The sequence below is a fragment of the Roseomonas sp. AR75 genome (genome assembly GCF_005222815.1).
Lineage (GTDB): Bacteria > Pseudomonadota > Alphaproteobacteria > Acetobacterales > Acetobacteraceae > Falsiroseomonas.
This window is the reverse complement of record NZ_STGB01000005.1, coordinates 469,558-484,260: the sequence shown is the minus strand read 5'-3', so window position 1 is coordinate 484,260 and position 14,703 is coordinate 469,558. Positions and strand designations below refer to the sequence as shown.

The following is a 14,703-nucleotide window of genomic DNA, read 5'->3' as shown; positions in this document are numbered from 1 at the left end:
TCAGGCCACCTTATTCGTTGCGCCGCCCGCGGCGACATTCGTAGCGCCGCCCGCGGCGACATTCTTGCGGTTCATCGCGCCGACATCGAGCGGCTGCGGTGTGTTGCCGCCATGCGGATGCTCCGGCCCGGCATAGACATGCAGGTTGCGCATCTGGCGCCGGCCGAGCGGACCGCGGGTGATCATCCGCTCCACCGCCTTCTCGATGACGCGCTCGGGATGCGCGCTCTCGATCCGCTCGCGGAAGGTGCGGCCCTTGATGCCGCCGGCATAGCCGGTGTGCCAGTAGAAGACGGACTGCTCCGCCTTCTGGCCGGTCACGCGGACCTTCTTCGCGTTGATGACGACGACATGGTCGCCGCAATCCACATGCGGGGTGAATTGCGCCTTGTGCTTGCCGCGCAGGCGGTTGGCGACGATGGAGGCGAGGCGGCCAAGCACCAGGCCCTCCGCATCGATCAGCACCCAGCCCTTGCTGACCTCGGCCGGCTTGATCGAGGTGGTCTGTCTCGTAAGCATTGTTGTTCAGATATCCGAAGCGATCTGTGCGGCGCGCCGTATCGCGGGAAAGGGGCGGAAAGTCAAGCGGGAAGGGGGTTTGGGGGCATGCGGTATCATGTTACCGTCGGCCTCCAGGCCGTAGACGAGCAGCCGAGGCAATCCGCCGAAGAAGCCCTCTCCCCCCACTTCTAGTGGGGGAGAGGGTTGGGTGAGGGGGACGTGCCCGGTCGTGAGCGCCCTTCATTTCCGTGCACGCCCCCCTCACCCCACCCTCTCCCCCCTACGGGTGGAGAGGGGGCAATTCCGCCCCCACCCCGACCCTCCCCCACAGGCGGGGGAGGGAGTAGAGGCGAGGCAGGGAGCAGGAACCGCCGCATGACCGACACGACCCGCAAGCTTGGCCTCGCCAACCGATCCTCCAATTACGGGGACCGGGAGTTCGCGCTCTACCTCCGGCGCAGCTTCGCCAAGTCCATGGGCTACACCCAGGCCATGCTGGACAAGCCCGTGGTCGGCATCGCCGATACCGCCAGCGACTACAACAACTGCCACCGCACCGTCCCCGAACTGCTGGAGGCGGTGAAGCGCGGCGTGCTGGCGGCCGGCGGCCTGCCGCTGGCCTTCCCGACCGTCTCGCTCTGCGAGCCCTCGCTGAACCCGTGTTCCATGCACTACCGCAACCTGATGGCGCTCGACACCGAGGCGATGCTGGCAGCGCAGCCGATGGATGCCGCGGTGCTGATCGGCGGCTGCGACAAGACCGTGCCGGCCCAGCTCATGGCGGCCGTCAGCGCCGGCACGCCCTCCGTCATGCTGGTCACCGGCCCGATGCTGGCCCAGGCCTTCGAAGGCGAGCGTCTCTCCGCCTGCACGGACTGCCGCCGCTACTGGGCCAAGTACCGGGCCGGTGACGTGACGGACGAAAAAATCGCGACGCTGGAAGGCAAGCTGGCCACCACCGCCGGCACCTGCGGCGTGATGGGCACGGCCAGCACCATGGCCTGCCTGGCCGCCACCCTCGGCTTCATGCCGCTGGACGCCGCCAGCGCGCCGGCGGTGCATGCCGACCGTCTCCGCATCGCCGAGGAAGCCGGCGCCCAGGCGGTGCGGCTGATCCACAAGCCCATGCCGCCCGCCGCTTTGGTGACGGTGGAAAGCGTCGAGAATGCGATGCGCGTGCTGCTCTCCCTCGGCGGCTCCACCAACGCGGTGGTGCATCTCGCCGCCATCGCCGGCCGCGCCGGTGTCGCCTTCGACCTCGACCGGCTCGATGCGCTGTCGGAAACCACGCCCGTGCTGGTGGACCTGAAGCCCACCGGCGAGGGCTACATGGAGGATTTCCACGCGGCCGGCGGCATGCGCGCCCTGCTCTGGGAGCTGCGCGACCTCCTGCACCTGGACACTCCGGACCTCGACGGCGTGCCGCTTCGCACCCGCATCGGTGACGGCAGCCATTTCGTGGACCGCAGAATCATCCGCGCGCGGGAGACGCCGATCAGCCCGGTCGGCGGCATCGTGACGCTCCGCGGCAACCTCGCGCCCGACGGCGCCATCCTCAAGCGCAGCGCCGCGACCCCCGCGCTGTTCGAGACGGAAGCCCGCTGCGTCGTGTTCAACGGGCTCGAGGACCTGGCGAACCGGGTGGACGACCCGGATCTCGACGTGACCGCGCAGGACATCCTGGTGCTGAAGGGCGCGGGGCCGCGTTCGCCCGCCGGCATGCCGGAAGCCGGCTACCTGCCCATCCCGAAGAAGCTCGCGCGCCAGGGCGTGAAGGACATGGTGCGCATCAGCGACTGCCGCATGTCCGGCACCGCCTTTGGCACCATCGTGCTGCATGTCGCGCCGGAAGCCGCGGTGGGCGGCCCGCTGGCGCTGGCGCAGACCGGCGACCGCATCCGGCTTTCGGTGAAGAACCGCAGCCTCGACCTGCTGGTGGACGCCGCCGAGCTGGACCGCCGCCGCGCCGCCTGGCAGCCCGCTCCCGCACCCGCCCGCGGCTGGGACCGGCTGGTGCATGAGCAGGTGACCCAGGCTCCGCTCGGCGCCGACCTCGCCTTCCTCCGCCCGCCGGGCTGAGCTTGCGCCGGCGCGCCTCGCGCCGCATGACACATCGCAGACCGCGCCGGAGACTTGCCGCCATGCCCGTGATCAACCGCATCGCCGAATTCCACCCGGAGATGACCGCCTGGCGGCAGGACTTCCACCGGCATCCCGAGCTCGGCTTCGAGGAAGTCCGCACCAGCGGCATCGTCGCGCAGAAGTTGCGGGAATTCGGCGTGGACGAGGTGCACACCGGCATCGCGAAGACCGGCGTGGTCGGCGTGATCCGCGGCAACGGCAAGTCCGGGCGCGCCATCGGCTTCCGCGCCGACATGGATGCGCTGCCGATCCATGAGCAGACCGGCGCCCCGCATGCCTCCACCATCCCCGGGAAGATGCATGCCTGCGGTCATGACGGGCACACCACGATGCTGCTCGGCGCCGCGAAATACCTCGCGGAGACGCGCAACTTCGACGGCACCGTCTACCTGATCTTCCAGCCCGCCGAGGAGAACCTGGCCGGCGGCGAGGCCATGGTGAAGGAAGGCCTGTTCGAACGCTTCCCGATGGACCGCGTCTTCGGCATGCACAACTGGCCCGGCGCGCCCGCCGGCACCTTCCTGCACGCGCCCGGCCCGGTGATGGCCGCGGTCGCGAATCTCGAAGCCACCATCACCGGCCGCGGCGCGCATGGCGCCATGCCGCACAACGGCGTGGACCCGATCCTGATCGCGTCCCACATCGTCGCCGCGCTGCAGAGCGTGGTGGCGCGCAACGTCAACCCGCTGGAAGCCGGCGTGATCACCATCGCCCACTTCACCGGCGGCCACACCTTCAACGTGATCCCCGAAAGCGTGCACCTGCAGGGCACCGCGCGCTGGTTCCTGCCCGAGGTCGGCGACCTGCTGGAGCGCCGCTTCAAGGAGATCGTCACGGGCATCGCGACCGCGATGGGCGGCGGCGCCGAATGCAGCTTCACGCGCGCCTACCCCGCCACGGTGAACGAGCCGGAGAGCACGGAGATCGCCGCCCGCGCCGCGCGCAGCGTCACCGGCGAGGCCCGCACCCGCCCGCTGCCGCAGCCCACCATGGGCGGCGAGGATTTCTCCTTCATGCTGGAGAAGAAGGCCGGCGCCTACCTGTTCCTCGGCGGCGGCAAGGGCGCGGGCGACGCGATGGTCCACCACCCGAAATACGACTTCAACGACGAGATCCTGCCGGTCGGCGCGAGCTGGTTCGCCGCCCTCGCCGAGCAGATCATGCCGCGGAACGGTTGAGGCCGATGCGCAGCCCCTGGATGCGCGCCGCGCTGCCCGCGCTCGCCCTGCTGATCGCGCTGCCGGCCGCCGCGCAGCAGCGCGGGCAGGCGCCCGTGCCGCCGCCCGCGCCGGCACCCGCACCGGCTGCGCCCACGCCGCCCGGCGCCACGCAGAGCCAGCGCGAGGCCTGGCAGATCGCCTGCGGCGATCCGGGCGAGGGCGGCATCCGGCCCTGCCAGCTCTCGGCCAATATCGTCGTGCAGCCGCAGAACCGCCGCATCGCGCGCATCGTCCTGATGCGCCAGCCGGCGACGCGCTCGCTCGGCCTGGTGTTCCAGGTGCCGCATGGCGTGCTGCTGCCGGCGGGGATGAGCTGGCAGGTGGACAATGGGGAGGTGCATCGCATCGGCTTCCAGACCTCGGATGCCGATGGCGTCTTCGCCGGCGTGCCGGTGACGGACGACCTGCTGGCCTCGCTGCGCCGCGCGACCGTGCTGCGCCTGTCCTTCGCCGCCGCGGCGAACCGCGAGACGGTGACCATGCCGGTGCCGATGGCGCAGTTCTCCGACAGCGTGGACCAGTTCTTCGCCGCCGAGCGCCGCCCGGCCGATCCCGCCGCGGTGCCCACGCCGCCACCGCCCGCGCCGGCGCCGCGCCGTTAGCTCGACTGCTCCCTCCCCCGCTGTGCGGGGGAGGGTCGGGGTGGGGGCCGCGCAACCCCGCCAGCGGGCGCCGTCACTTCGCCGGATCATGCCCCCAGTTCATCAGGCTGTAGCGCCAACGGGACGTTTCCACCTCCTGCGCCGGCCCTCCCTGCGCCAGGTGCCGGTGCACATAGCCCACCACCTTGCGCATATGCGCGTAGTCGTCGTCGGTCAGCGCGTCCTGCCGCTTGCGCCTGATCTCCACGATGCGCCGGCCGGAATGATGGCCGACCGATTCCGTCTCGCCCTCATGCGTCCAGCCGACTTCCTTGCTTTCCGCCGTCTCCAGCCAGCGCTCCAGCTCGGCCGGCGCCATGTTCACGGCATCGCGGAAGGCGTCGCGGATCTCCGCCTGCTCGTCAGCGTCGAAGGGCACGGCGCAGCACCTCCTTGTCCATACGGGAGCGGCCGGGGATGTCGCGCCTGCGCGCCTCGGCCATCAGCTCGGCCTTCGTCGCGCCGCCACCGGCGCGATGACGCGCGGTCTTCCGCGCGACATCTTCCGGCTGCGCGGAGAACTGCTTCCCCTTGCGCGTGTCCTGGCGCTTCCTGTCGGAGGTGCGGCGGTACTCCGCCTTCGACAGCGACCTGCGCGCCGCGCGCGGCAGATAGCGCTCGCCGGTGTCGCGGGAGCGCTTGCCGGAGCGCGTGCCCCACTCCTCCTTCGTCCACTGGCGGAGGCTGTTGTCCTTGCGCTTGCCGCCTTCGTAGCCGCCGCCGCGACGCTTGTATTCCTGCACGGCAAGCTGCGCCTTGCGCGCCGACCACTGCCCGGCGCGGCCGCCCTTGCTGCCGCGCGTCACCGACCGCTTCACCGTCTCCCACAAGCCGGGATCGCTGCGCTCCGCCCTGCTGCCCATCGGCGCCTCCCTGTCCGCGGCCCCGTAACGGCAGGTAGGCGAGGGAGACGCGCCGTCAGCCGCGCGCGGACGCAAACGTGATCAGGCCGCGAAGCTCTCCCGCACGCCGTCCAGCGCGATCTGTGCGGCGAGTGCCGCCAGCAGCACGCCGAGCACGCGCCCGATCACATGCCCGCCCGTGCGCCCCAGGATGCGCGCCACCTGGCCCGCCGCCAGCAGGCAGACCAGCGTCAGCACCAGCACCACCACCAGCGCGGCCACCACCGCCGCCAACTGCATCGGATCGCCGCGCGCCTGTTCGCGCATCAGCACCATGCTGGTCATCCCGCCCGGACCCGCCAGCAGCGGGATCGCCAAGGGGAACACCGAGACGTCGTGCTTCTCCGCGCCTTCCTTCTGCTCCTCGGGCGAGGCGCGCAGGAAGGTCTGGCCCATCACCATGTCGGCCGCCAGCAGGAACAGCAGCAGCCCACCCGCCACCTTCATCGCCGGCAGCCCGATCCCCAGCGCGTGCAGCAGCCAGCCGCCGACCAGCGCGAAGAGGAACAGCACCGCCGCCGCGATCAGCGTGGCGCGGATCGCCTGGCGGCGCCGCTCGGCAACGGTGGTGTTGGCGGTCATGCTTGCGAAGATCACCGCGGTCCCGAAGGGATCCACGATCACCAGCAGCGCCACCAGCGTGAACCCGAAGGTTTCGAGCATTCTTTCGTTCGCCCGTCTCTCCCGCCCCGCCCGTCTACTCCCTCCCCCGCCATGCGGGGGAGGGTCGGGGTGGGGGCACGCCCGACCCCCGTGAAACGATCCGCTCCTAGCTCCCCACCTTCAGCGTGCTGGTCAGGCCGCGCAGGCAGGCCAGGATGGAGAGCGGCGTGATCTTGCCGGTGCGCGGGTTCTCCTCGCTCGGCACGTTCTCGATCGTCATGGTCAGCCGCGCCGCCGCGGCTTCCACGCGGATCGTGTGCGTGTTGCGCGTGACATGCGGGTCCGCCCAGATCTCGATCGTCGTGCGCTGTGGCCCGATGCCGGCCAGCGCCAGCGCCGCCGCGACATTCACATTCGCCGGGAAGCCCTGCGCCGCGTCATAGGCATTACCCTTGAAGACGAGCTGCTTCTCGTCCTTCACCGCCAGTACGTCGATGCCGTGCTGCTCGAGATAGGGCGCGCCGACCAGGCCGCGCGGCGGCTTGCGCGTCTCGATGGTGACGGAGTCCACCTCGCCCTCCGCCGCCGCGCGCACCGCATCCAGCCCGAGTAGCGCGCCGGTCGGCACGATGATGCGCGCGCCCGTCGCCTTCGCCTGCTCCACCAGGTGCATGCGCGGCAGCAGCGCGCCGCAACTGCTGGGCACGAAGATGCGCCCGCGCGCGATGGCGGCCGTCGCGATCTCCTCGAACACCGCAGCCGGCGCTGCCTCCACCACCACGTCGCATTCGGCCAGCGCGGCGTTGTCCACCACCGCCGGCGGCGCGCGGAAGCCCGCGCAGTTCGCCGCGGCCTTGGCGCGGTCGCGCGCGCTCACGGAATGCAGCCGCAGCCCCGGCACGCCCGCATCCAGCGCGCGCGCCAGATGCAGCCCGATCGCACCGAGCCCCGCGATCCCGACCGTCAGTTCCTTCGCCATGCATCCCTCCGCTCTTGCGCCGCCACCTAGCACGAAGCGGCGCGGCGCCGAAGCCACGCGCTGACGCAGCTTTGAACCGGCGCTGCGCCATTGCGGCGGCGCTGGCGCCTATGACGGTGGGAGCAACCGATCGGCAGGAGCCCCGCGCATGTCCTTCGCCCCGCTCGACCTGCTCGTGCACGGCTCCAACATCCTGCTGCTGATCGCCTATTCCGTGCGGGACATGTTGTGGCTGCGCTGGTTCGCGGTGGCGGCGGCGGTCACCAACATGCCCTTCTTCCTGCTGCAGGAAACGGTGCTGTGGCCGCCGGTGATGTGGGCCGCAGTCTTCACCGCGATCAATCTCGTGCAGATCTGGCGCATCTACAACGAGCGCCGCCCGATCGTGCTCGGCGCCGACGAGCAGGCGCTCTACGACCTCGGCTTCGCTGGCATCCGCCCGCGCGAATTCCTCGCACTGACCATGGAAGGGCAGTGGTCCGACGCGCCGGCGGGCACGCAACTGCTGACGGCGGGTCTGCCGGCGCAGGATGTCTGCATCGCCATCCGCGGCCGCGTCGCCATGGCGCGGAACGGCGAGCCGATCGGCGTGCTGGAGCCGGGCGACCTGATCGGCGTGACGATGGTGCTGACCGGCGAGCCATCGCCGGTGGATGCGCGCTTCACCGAGCCGGGCCGCTACATCTGCTGGCCGACCGGCAGGCTGCGCGCCTTCCTCGAGCCGCGGCCGGAGCTGCGCGCCGCCGTGCTCGGCCATGTGAAGCAGGACGTCGCACGCAAATTGCACGCCGCCTTCTCCCGTTGAGCGGGAATCCTGTTGAATGACACGCGGATGACACGAGCTTGACAGGCTGGGCGCTGGCATCGCCACGAAAGCGGGATTACACATCGACGAAACTGTCACAGAACCGACACATCATGTCCCAGCCGGCCGGCGGCCAGGGCGGCACCGCCCGAGGCTCGGGGCCTCGCCTTGCATCGGCTGCGCTGCTCGCGCGGCTCGGCCGCGTGCTGCCCTGGCGCAATCCCTGGACGGTGGTGGTCTTCGCCGGGCTGCCGCTGGCGGCCACCTTGGTGGTGCCGATCCTCGACCTCGACGCGGCGCTGCTGTTCCAGGACCCGGTCGCACGCGGCGGCCTGCCGCTATCGGCCGGTCTTTTCTCGAATCTCGGGATCATCGCCTGGTGGATCGGCGCGGTCGCCTGCCTGCTGGCCGCGCTGGTGCTGCCGCAAGGCCGGCCGCGCCTGGTGCTGCTCTGCGGCGGACTGCTGACGGCGCTGCTGGCGACGGATGACATGTTCATGCTGCATGAGGCGGTGCTGCCGCGCATCGGCATCCCCGAGAAACTCACCCACGCCAGCTACGCCCTGCTCTCCGTGCTGTACCTGCTGGTGTTCCACAGCTTCCACCGCCGCATGGATTGGCCGCTGCTGCTCGTCGCGCTCGGCCTCTTCGCCTGCAGCATGGTGGTGGATATCTTCGTCGGCGGCAGCAGGATGCGCGTGGTCATGGCCGAGGACGGCACGAAGTTCGGCGGCATCGTCGCCTGGGCCGGCTATCACGTGCTGGCGGCGCGCTACTGGCTGCGCCGCGCCATCGCCGGCGGCGCCGGCGCGGCCTCCGCGCTGTAGCGCAGGGGCCGCGCCGCCATCGGGTCACACCACCGGGCTGCGCCCGCCATCCATGTTGATGGCCGTGCCGGTGATGTAGCTGGCCGCGTCGGAGGCGAGGAAGGTCGCCATGTTGGCGAATTCCGCCGGGTCGCCATAGCGGCCGAGCGGCAGGGACGCGCCCTGCTTCGCGATCCAGTCCGCGAAGCTCTCCTTGCTGCCGCTGGCCGCATGGCGGCGCTCATGCTGCTCGCTGACGAACAGGCCGGTGAGCAGGGCGTTGACCAGGATGCCGTGCTTCGCGCCTTCCAGCGACAGGATCTTGGTCAGCGACATGCCGGCGGCGCGGGAAACCGCGGTCGGCGCGGCCTCGGCGCCCGGCGCCTTCGCCGCGGTGGCCAGCACGTTGATCACGCGCCCCCATCTGCGCTCGGCCATGCCGGGCCACACCGCGCGCGTCAGGCGGATCGCGGCGAACAGCTTGAGGTCGAGATCGGCCTGCCACAGCGCGTCGTCCACCTCCATGAAGGGGCCGCGCTGGCTGGTGCCGGCATTGTTCACCAGGATGTCCACCGGGCCGAGCGCCGCGGTGGCGTCCGCCACCGCCTTCGCGCAGCCCTCGGCGGTGGAGACGTCGGCCGAGATCGCGGCGATGCGGGCGCCCTGGAAGCGTGCCGCGATTCCGGCCTTGGCCTTGTCGAGTTCCGACTGGCGGCGCGCCACGATGGCCACGGCCGCGCCGGCCTCCACGAAGCTCTCGGCCATCGCGCGGCCGAGGCCCTTCGAGGCACCGGTGATCAGGGCCGTACGGCCATCGAGACGGATCTGCATTCGCGGGACGTCCTAGCAGGTGAAGGAAGAGGTTTCCCCCACCCTGACCCTCCCCCGCAAGAGCGGGAGAGGGAAGCTCACCGGCGCCGCCAGGCGTCGCTTCGGCGCGCGCAGCGCGCAAGCGGCCGGAGGCCGCGCCCGCCGTCTGAGGGCACTCAAACAGGGCGCGCAAGGCGCGCCCCGCGCGGCTCGGGCGCTCACCACCCGCGCACCATGTCTGAGGCGCGAAGGCAAGCGGCCGGAGGCCGCGCCCGCCGTCTGAGGGCACTCAAACAGGGCGCGCAAGGCGCGCCCCGCGCGGCTCGGGCGCTCACCACCCGCGCACCATGTCTGAGGCGCGCCAGCCAAGCCCGCGGAGCGGGCGCCGGCGCCTGAGGCGGAAAAATGGGCGACCAACGGGACTCGAACCCGTGACATCCAAGACCACAACCTGGCGCTCTACCAACTGAGCTATGGCCGCCACAGAGGGGCGCGGTTTAGGGCCGCCAGGGTGGCGTCGTCAACCGCGCGCCCTTCCGCGCCCCATCAGCGCGCCACCGGCAGGATCGGCGCCAGCACCCGCTCCAGCGCCGCCAGTCCGGGGCCCGGTTTCAGCGCCGCCTCCACCGCTCCGCCGCCCACCGGGGTGATCTCGGCGACCGCCGCCAGCGCGGTCTCGTCCAGCCCGGCCAGCAACGCCGGCCCCAGCCACAGGCGCGGCGCGACGAAGCGGAGGCGGCCGTTCAGCCAGGCGGGCGCCTCTGCGCTGCCATGCAGTCGCATCCGGCTGTGCGGCGCGGTGCCGAGCATCTCCCAGGGCGTGAAGGCGTAGTCGTCATAGGTGTCGAAGCCGGGGATCCACGCCGCCTCGCCCAACCAGCCCTGCAGCGGCGCCGCGCCGCGCACCCAGTGCAGGAACGGCGCGACGAAGCGCGGCCAGTCCAGGCCCAGCGCCGCCTCGGCCTCCGGCGACGCATTGGCCCAGAGCGCGATGGTCAGGGTCGGCGCCGCCGCGGCGCCCTCGAACATCTCGCGCAGGCTGCCCTGCAGCAGGAAGCCCGCCAGCGGCCAGGGATCGCCAGGCCGCCGCAGGCCGATGCGCAGGGTCTGCAGGTCGGCGGCGCCATCGAACAGCCTGGCCCAGGCCTTCTGCCCGAACGCCTCGATGCGCGGGATCTCGCGCGCGGTCTTCGTGACGGTGCCGGCCTCCGTCATGTGCTTCTCCGTCGCGATGACGCAGACCAGATCGTCGCTCGTGCAGGCATCGAGCGCCGCCTCCGCCAGGGCGCGGATGGCCGGCCGGGCCGCCGCGTCATCGGCGATCACCGCCACGGCCTTGCGGATGGCCGGCGCGTTCAGGCGCAGCAGCGCCTCCTCCTGCTCCGGCGCGAGCGGGTCGGGCGGCGCGATCATCGGCCGGAAGGCGGGCCGGGTCGCCCGCAAGGTCAGTGCCGGCAGCGCGCACGCCGCACCGGCGGTGGCAAGCGTCGGCGCGATGGTCAGCGTGCCGTCGTCCGGCGCCTCGATGCCGAGGCGCAGGATCAGGATCGCCTGCGCGCGGCTGCCCGGCACCGGCGTGCGCACAGCGAAATCCGGCGCGGCAAGATCGAGGGTCTCGGCGCCTGGATCGGCCGCATCCAGCGTCGCCTCCCAGCTTGCCAGCGGCGTCATCGAGGTCGCCTGGCCGTTGTGGAAGGGCAACGCGACGCAGCTCGCGCCGCGCAGCCGAAAGCCGCCTTCGTCGCGCAGGGCCAGGCGGAGCGTGAGTCCCTGCATGCCGCCGGTGCAGACCACCAGCCAGCGGAAGACCTGCACGCGACCGGCCGCGCAGGGCCAGGCGGCTGGGTGGAAGCCGTGATAGGGGCAGTCATCCTCGGAAAAGAAGAAGCGCAGTGCGGTCTCGGCCGGCGCGGCGGCCGGCACGGCGGCGGCGCGTCGCGACAGGGCCAGGGCCGCGACGGGCGCGCCACCCTCTGCCGCGATTGCCTCGGCCGGCAGATGCGCCAGCGCGCACCATGCGGCCAGGGTGTCGTCCGCAAAGGCGCTGTCGGCGGCTTCGATCGCCTGCATGCGCGCGGCGAGATCGCCCGCGGTGTCCATCGCCGCCTCCCCGAACAGCCGCGCCCAGAGCGCCGCCTGCTTCGCGCCGCGCACGGTCTTCAGCGCCGCATCCTCCGCGCCCGCGCCGAGTGCATCCACCTGCTTGCCGCGCTCATACAGCAGCAGGTCGAAGGAATCGCTGTCCAGCACGCCGGTCACCAGCGCGGGCGCGCCAAGCTGCCGCGAGACGAGCGCCGCGACCTCCCGCAGCGTGCCGTCATCCAGCGCCGCGCAGCCGGAATCGCGGATCGTGAGGAAGCCGGCGTGGCGCGTCACGGCCACCTGCCGCGTCGCCACCTCGCCCCGCCGCGGCGCGGACCAGCCGAGCCGTGCATAGGCCTTGCCCAGCACCTGGGCGATGGCGGGGTCGAGCAGCGCCGGTGCGCGCAGATGCAGCCGCGCTGCCGTGGTTCCCATCGCCCCGCTCCGTCACCTGCTCCGTTTCGCCGCCGCAGCATGGCAGCGCGGCGGCGCGACCGGAACCGGCCAGCGCGCCGCTCAGGCGAAGGCGAGGGCGGCGATCGGCGGCAGATGCGCCGACAGCAGGCGCCAGCTCTCGCCGCCATCCGCGCTGGCCCAGAGATTGCCGGTGGTGGACCCCATGGCGAGGTGTCGCCCGCTGCGATCCACCGCCAGCGCGTGGCGATACACCAAATCGTAGCTGCCGCCCGGCGGCAGTCCGTCCGACAGGCTCTCGAGCGTCGTGCCGCCATCGCGCGTGCGCGTCACCACCAGGCGTCCGTCCACCGGCACGCGGCACTCGTCCTTCACCGCCGGCACGAACCAGGCGGTGGCCGGATCGGCGGGATGCGGCGCGACGGCGAAGCCGAAGCGCGAGGGCGCCGCGGCGGTGACTTCCGCGAAGCTCGCGCCACCGTCCTCCGAACGAAAAATGCCGTTGTGGTGCTGCGCCCAGAGCACGTCGGGCCGGGCCGCGCAGGCGGCGAGCAGGTGCACGTCCTGCACCAGCGGATCGAAGGCCTGCGCCGGCGGCATGTATTCGGCGCGCAGCCCCTTGCCGCCGATGCGCCAGCTTTCGCCGGCATCGTCGCTGAGCCACACGCCGCCGGTGGAGATGGCGATGGCGATGCGGCGCGGATCGCGCGGATCCACGACGATCGAATGCAGGCCCGGGTCGTCGTAGCCGCCGCCCATCCAGCCCTTGCGTTCCGGCAGGTCCCACAGCGCCTGGCAGAGCTGCCAGCTTGCGCCGCGATCCGCGCTGCGGAACAGCGCCGCCGGCAGCGTGCCGGCCCAGAGCACGCCGGGCTCGTCGGTGCCCCCCGGCGCGAGCGCCCAGATCATGTCGAGTGCCTTCGGATTCTCGCCTTCCGCCGGCAGGGCAGGGACCGCCACTTCCTCCCAGGTCGCGCCGCCATCGGCGGAGCGGTGCAGCTTGGTGCCGAAATGCCCGAGCCGCAGCGCCGCGTAGAGCGTGCCGTCGCGCGGATCGTGCAGGATCGCGGAGACCGGCTCGGCCAGGAAGGCGGGCGGGCCGAAGCGCCAGCCCGCACCCTCCGGCGTGCCAGAGAACAGCCCTTTGCGTGTGGCGACGAGCAGGCGCTGGGCCATTCCTATCCTCCCGAAAGGGCCTGGAAGACGAAGACCTCGTCGGCGGGCGCGAGCGCATCGGAAAGCGTCGTGCGGTCGGCCGAGGGCCGGTCGTTGATGAAGATCGTGACGTGCTTACGCAGGCGCCCATGCTCGTCGAGCAGATAGGCGCGCAGCCGCGGATTGCCGGCGAAGACGGCATCGAGCGCCGCGCGCAGCGTCGTGCCCGGCGCGTCCTGCGTCGGGCAATCCAGGTGGCGGCGCAGGTTCGGCGTGAAGGCGATGCGCGGCATGGCCCGATCCTACGCGACCGCCCGCATCCTCGCGAGCAAATAGTTACCCATTTGGTAAACTATTATCGATCGCAGGGGTCCGGGGCGGAGCCCCGGCTTTTTCCTACCCGACCGCCGCCCGTGCCGTGGCGTTGCGTGCGGCGAGCCACGCTTCGATGCGCTCCAGCGCCGCGTCCAGCACCGCCTCGCCCTTGCAGAAGGCGAAGCGCACATAGTGGTTCGGCGCGTCCGGCCCGGCGTAGAAGGCGGTGACCGGAATCGCCGTCACCTTCGCCTCCACCGTCAGCGTGCGGCAGAAGCCGACATCGTCGCCGGTCCAGCCGAGCGGGCGGACATCGGTGGTGATGAAGTAGCTGCCCTGGGTCTGCAGCACGCCGAAGCCGAGTCGCGAGAGCCCTGCCGCCAGACGGTCCCGCTTCGCCTGCAGATGCGCCGACAGCCCCGCGAAATAGCTGTCCTCTTTCGCCAGCCCGACGGCGACGCCGCGCTGCAGGTTGGGCGGCGTGGTGAAGGTGAGGTTCTGGTGCGCCTTGGCGACGTTGGGCGCGAGCGAGCGGTCGCAGGTGACGTAGCCGATCTTCCAGCCCGTCAGGCTGAAGGTCTTGCCGGCCGAGCCCACGCGCATGCAGCGCTCGCGCATGCCCGGCAGCGTCATCAGCGGGATGTGCTTCCAGCCGTCGAAGGTCAGGTGCTCGTACACCTCGTCGCAGATCGCGTAGCAATCGTGCCTGGCCAGCAGCTCCGCGATGAAGGCGAGCTCGGCGGCGGTGAACACCTTGCTCGCGGGATTCATCGGCGTGTTGAGCAGGATCGCCTTGGTCTTCGGCCCGAAGGCGGCGGCGAGCTCGGCGCGCGGCAGCTCCCATTTCGGCGGGCTGAGCCGCACGAGCTTCGGCACGGCGCCGAGCAGCTTCACCACCGGCAGGTAGGTGTCGTAGAGCGGCTCGATCAGCACGCATTCGTCGCCGGGGTTCAGCACCGCCATCAGGCAGGCGGTGATCGCCTCCGTCGCGCCGGAGGTCACGACGACCTCCGAGGCAGGGTCCACATCGATCCCGTAGAATCGCTTGTTGGCGTGGGCGACGGCCGCGCGCAGCTCCGGCACGCCGGTCATCGGCGGATACTGGTTGCGCCCATCCAGCAGCGCGGCGGCGGCGGCGTGGATCACGTCGGACGGCCCGTCATAGTCGGGGAAGCCCTGGCCGAGATTGATCGCGCCATGCTCGACGGCGAGCGCGGACATGACGGTGAAGATCGTGGTGCCGGTGGCGGAGAGCAGGTCGTTCTGGGGCTTCACGGGAGCATTCCGAAGGGGTCGCGGCCAGGCCGGGCCGGCGGGGGCGCGGAGAA

Annotated in this window: 15 protein-coding genes and 1 tRNA gene; 5 read left to right on the top strand and 11 right to left on the bottom strand. The window is 71.6% G+C overall.

Annotated elements, in window-relative coordinates; genetic code table 11:
* Positions 1–519, bottom strand: coding sequence for a 50S ribosomal protein L13 (rplM, locus tag E4T13_RS21790; protein ID WP_137180449.1), 519 nt, complete (start codon positions 517–519; stop codon positions 1–3).
* A gap of 357 nt (positions 520–876) precedes the next feature.
* Between rplM and E4T13_RS21785 the strand changes: the two genes are divergently transcribed.
* The 3 genes from E4T13_RS21785 (at position 877) to E4T13_RS21775 (ending at position 4,465) form a co-directional block, all read left to right on the top strand.
* Positions 877–2,580, top strand: coding sequence for a dihydroxy-acid dehydratase (locus E4T13_RS21785; RefSeq protein WP_137180448.1), 1,704 nt, complete (start codon positions 877–879; stop codon positions 2,578–2,580).
* 62 nt (positions 2,581–2,642) lie between these two features.
* Positions 2,643–3,821: a M20 aminoacylase family protein gene (locus E4T13_RS21780; RefSeq protein ID WP_137180447.1), complete on the top strand. Its 1,179-nt coding sequence runs from the start codon at positions 2,643–2,645 to the stop codon at positions 3,819–3,821.
* A 5-nt stretch (positions 3,822–3,826) separates the two neighbouring features.
* A complete protein-coding gene (locus tag E4T13_RS21775) occupies positions 3,827–4,465 on the top strand; it encodes an invasion associated locus B family protein (protein ID WP_137180446.1) in 639 nt (212 codons plus the stop codon).
* A 73-nt stretch (positions 4,466–4,538) separates the two neighbouring features.
* On the opposite strand, the gene E4T13_RS21770 is transcribed toward E4T13_RS21775, so the two are convergent.
* The 4 genes from E4T13_RS21770 to E4T13_RS21755 all read right to left on the bottom strand — a co-directional run bounded on the left by E4T13_RS21770 (position 4,539) and on the right by E4T13_RS21755 (position 6,988).
* Positions 4,539–4,883, bottom strand: a complete 345-nt coding sequence (locus E4T13_RS21770) for a DUF3140 domain-containing protein (RefSeq protein ID WP_240791238.1) — start codon at positions 4,881–4,883, stop codon at positions 4,539–4,541.
* Positions 4,867–5,367: a DUF5872 domain-containing protein gene (locus tag E4T13_RS21765; protein ID WP_137180445.1), complete on the bottom strand. Its 501-nt coding sequence runs from the start codon at positions 5,365–5,367 to the stop codon at positions 4,867–4,869. The genes E4T13_RS21770 and E4T13_RS21765 overlap by 17 nt, the downstream gene beginning before the upstream one ends.
* 81 nt (positions 5,368–5,448) lie before the next feature.
* The gene (locus E4T13_RS21760; RefSeq protein WP_137180444.1) at positions 5,449–6,069 is read right to left on the bottom strand and encodes a MarC family protein; all 621 of its coding nucleotides are present in this window, start codon (positions 6,067–6,069) and stop codon (positions 5,449–5,451) included.
* 106 nt (positions 6,070–6,175) lie between these two features.
* A complete protein-coding gene (locus E4T13_RS21755) occupies positions 6,176–6,988 on the bottom strand; it encodes an aspartate dehydrogenase (RefSeq protein ID WP_137180443.1) in 813 nt (270 codons plus the stop codon).
* 148 nt (positions 6,989–7,136) lie between these two features.
* On the opposite strand from E4T13_RS21755, the gene E4T13_RS21750 reads away from it, so the two are divergent.
* Together E4T13_RS21750 and E4T13_RS21745 are read left to right on the top strand one after the other, a co-directional pair.
* The gene (locus E4T13_RS21750) at positions 7,137–7,793 is read left to right on the top strand and encodes a Crp/Fnr family transcriptional regulator (RefSeq protein WP_137180442.1); all 657 of its coding nucleotides are present in this window, start codon (positions 7,137–7,139) and stop codon (positions 7,791–7,793) included.
* A gap of 113 nt (positions 7,794–7,906) precedes the next feature.
* The gene (locus E4T13_RS21745; protein ID WP_137180441.1) at positions 7,907–8,620 is read left to right on the top strand and encodes a hypothetical protein; all 714 of its coding nucleotides are present in this window, start codon (positions 7,907–7,909) and stop codon (positions 8,618–8,620) included.
* 24 nt (positions 8,621–8,644) lie between these two features.
* Here E4T13_RS21745 and E4T13_RS21740 read toward each other — a convergent pair whose 3' ends face one another.
* From E4T13_RS21740 to E4T13_RS21715, 6 genes are all read right to left on the bottom strand, one after another.
* Complete coding sequence (locus E4T13_RS21740; protein ID WP_137180440.1) at positions 8,645–9,430, bottom strand: SDR family oxidoreductase; 786 nt, start codon at positions 9,428–9,430, stop codon at positions 8,645–8,647.
* 387 nt (positions 9,431–9,817) lie between these two features.
* A tRNA-His gene (locus E4T13_RS21735) sits at positions 9,818–9,890 on the bottom strand.
* Positions 9,891–9,955: 65 nt separating this feature from the next.
* Entirely contained in the window at positions 9,956–11,926 is a 1,971-nt protein-coding gene (locus tag E4T13_RS21730; protein WP_137180439.1) for a hypothetical protein, read from the bottom strand.
* Positions 11,927–12,007: 81 nt separating this feature from the next.
* On the bottom strand, positions 12,008–13,081 hold the full coding sequence (locus tag E4T13_RS21725; RefSeq protein ID WP_137180438.1) for a sialidase family protein: 1,074 nt from the start codon (positions 13,079–13,081) through the stop codon (positions 12,008–12,010).
* A gap of 2 nt (positions 13,082–13,083) precedes the next feature.
* Positions 13,084–13,353, bottom strand: coding sequence for a MoaD/ThiS family protein (locus E4T13_RS21720; RefSeq protein WP_137180437.1), 270 nt, complete (start codon positions 13,351–13,353; stop codon positions 13,084–13,086).
* Between the two features lie 103 nt (positions 13,354–13,456).
* Positions 13,457–14,650 (bottom strand): aminotransferase, encoded by a 1,194-nt coding sequence (locus E4T13_RS21715; protein WP_137180436.1) that lies wholly within the window; start codon positions 14,648–14,650, stop codon positions 13,457–13,459.
* Between the last annotated feature and the right edge of the window lie 53 nt (positions 14,651–14,703).

What these genes read in the sequence shown, in the direction of transcription:
- E4T13_RS21750 (WP_137180442.1), top strand. Translation starts at nt 7,137, where the DNA reads ATGTCCTTCGCCCCGCTCGACCTGCTCGTGCACGGCTCCAACATCCTG.
- rplM (WP_137180449.1), bottom strand. Translation starts at nt 519, where the DNA reads ATGCTTACGAGACAGACCACCTCGATCAAGCCGGCCGAGGTCAGCAAG.
- E4T13_RS21725 (WP_137180438.1), bottom strand. Translation starts at nt 13,081, where the DNA reads ATGGCCCAGCGCCTGCTCGTCGCCACACGCAAAGGGCTGTTCTCTGGC.
- E4T13_RS21780 (WP_137180447.1), top strand. Translation starts at nt 2,643, where the DNA reads ATGCCCGTGATCAACCGCATCGCCGAATTCCACCCGGAGATGACCGCC.
- E4T13_RS21775 (WP_137180446.1), top strand. Translation starts at nt 3,827, where the DNA reads ATGCGCAGCCCCTGGATGCGCGCCGCGCTGCCCGCGCTCGCCCTGCTG.
- E4T13_RS21765 (WP_137180445.1), bottom strand. Translation starts at nt 5,367, where the DNA reads ATGGGCAGCAGGGCGGAGCGCAGCGATCCCGGCTTGTGGGAGACGGTG.
- E4T13_RS21785 (WP_137180448.1), top strand. Translation starts at nt 877, where the DNA reads ATGACCGACACGACCCGCAAGCTTGGCCTCGCCAACCGATCCTCCAAT.
- E4T13_RS21720 (WP_137180437.1), bottom strand. Translation starts at nt 13,353, where the DNA reads ATGCCGCGCATCGCCTTCACGCCGAACCTGCGCCGCCACCTGGATTGC.
- E4T13_RS21745 (WP_137180441.1), top strand. Translation starts at nt 7,907, where the DNA reads ATGTCCCAGCCGGCCGGCGGCCAGGGCGGCACCGCCCGAGGCTCGGGG.
- E4T13_RS21760 (WP_137180444.1), bottom strand. Translation starts at nt 6,069, where the DNA reads ATGCTCGAAACCTTCGGGTTCACGCTGGTGGCGCTGCTGGTGATCGTG.
- E4T13_RS21755 (WP_137180443.1), bottom strand. Translation starts at nt 6,988, where the DNA reads ATGGCGAAGGAACTGACGGTCGGGATCGCGGGGCTCGGTGCGATCGGG.
- E4T13_RS21730 (WP_137180439.1), bottom strand. Translation starts at nt 11,926, where the DNA reads ATGGGAACCACGGCAGCGCGGCTGCATCTGCGCGCACCGGCGCTGCTC.
- E4T13_RS21740 (WP_137180440.1), bottom strand. Translation starts at nt 9,430, where the DNA reads ATGCAGATCCGTCTCGATGGCCGTACGGCCCTGATCACCGGTGCCTCG.